The 1,454-nt window shown below is 30.9% G+C and carries 1 protein-coding gene and 1 pseudogene; one reads left to right on the forward strand and one right to left on the reverse strand.

What is annotated here, in order from left to right:
* On the reverse strand, positions 1 to 359 hold a 359-nt coding region (locus B3J44_RS22640; protein WP_286971588.1), incomplete at its 3' end, for an N-acetylmuramoyl-L-alanine amidase family protein.
* A 211-nt stretch (positions 360 to 570) separates the two neighbouring features.
* Here B3J44_RS22640 and B3J44_RS22645 point away from each other — a divergent pair.
* Positions 571 to 1,454, forward strand: a pseudogene (locus tag B3J44_RS22645) (LPS-assembly protein LptD); the annotation flags it as partial.

Raw genomic sequence — 1,454 nt, forward strand, 5'->3', positions numbered from 1 at the left:
TACGTTTCTGTTCCGTCGGCTGCTGTATTTTTGTTTGCATTACAGTGAATAGACACAAAAATATTCGAATTTGCTCTGTTGGCAATATTAGCTCTCTCTACCAAATCTATAAAAACATCTGTTTTTCGAGTATAAATTACATTAACATTAGGATTTAGCTCTAAAATCTTTCCTACCTTCAAAACAATAGCTAAAGCAATATTTTTTTCAATTCGTCCACTGTAAACAGCTCCAAAGTCATGATCTCCATGTCCGGCATCTAGTGTTACCTTAAACACATTTGACTGACTATGAGCACAAAAGGACGATATTATTAGAAATAAAGTAAATATTACCTTAAATTTGTTAATTCTATTCATAAATCTAAAAGTTAATTTTAATAAAATGCAGCTGTTATAATTTTTAGAATTGATTATTTTTGCCAAAAAATTATATGTAAGTTTGACATGTCAAAAAACAAGCCATAATTTTACAAAAATAGCATTTAAACCTTTGCACACAAACTTATTTAATATCGTTTTAATATCATTTTTCCTAACTATAGGTTGTGGTAATTTATACTCGCAAGAAATAAAAAACAAAAAAAAGCCTTTACCTGCTGTAAAACAAACAGATAAAGAAAATCCTGCAATTACAGATACCATAAAACTAGATACGGTTAAACCAAAAAAGACTTTTTTGGATGGAAAAGTAAGATACAAAGCAAAAGACTATGCTAAAATTGATCAGAAAAAAAAGCTGATCACTTTATATAATGAAGCAGAATTATACTATAAAGATGTCGAATTAAAATCGGGTATAATTGTTCTTAATTACGAAAAAGATGAAGTTTATGCAGGAAGAATTAAGGATTCTGCAGGAGTACTAACACAATTTCCGAACTTCAAACAAGGATCAAGTGAGGTACAGCCAGATTCAATTCGTTTTAATTTTAAAACTAAAAAAGCTTTAATTTATAACTCAAGAACAAAACAAGGAGAATTAAATATTAAAGCTTCTGTTACCAAAAAAGAGAATGATTCTGTATACTTTTTAAAAGGAGCAATTATTACAACGGCTCAAGATATTGATAATCCGGAGTATTATTTCAAAACCAGCAGAATTAAATTTGTACCAGGCAAAAAAATTGTTGCCGGTTTAACGCAAATGGTAATTGCTGATGTTCCTACACCACTTGCATTACCTTATGGATTTTTCCCTTTAAGCAAAGAAAAAAGCGTCTCTGGTATTATTATTCCGAGTTATAACGATTCTAACACACGTGGATTTTCATTGCAGAATGGAGGTTACTACTTTGCGTTAAGCGACAATTATGACTTAACTGTACTTGGAGATTATTACACCAACGGAAGTTACGCCATGCGTTTTGAATCTGCATATGCTACTCGATATAAGTACCGAGGAAATGTCAATATCCGTTTTGAGAATTTAATTAGCAGTGAGCGCGGGTATCC

This window comes from Flavobacterium sp. UBA4854 (genome assembly GCF_002399805.1).
GTDB lineage: Bacteria > Bacteroidota > Bacteroidia > Flavobacteriales > Flavobacteriaceae > Flavobacterium > Flavobacterium ginsengisoli.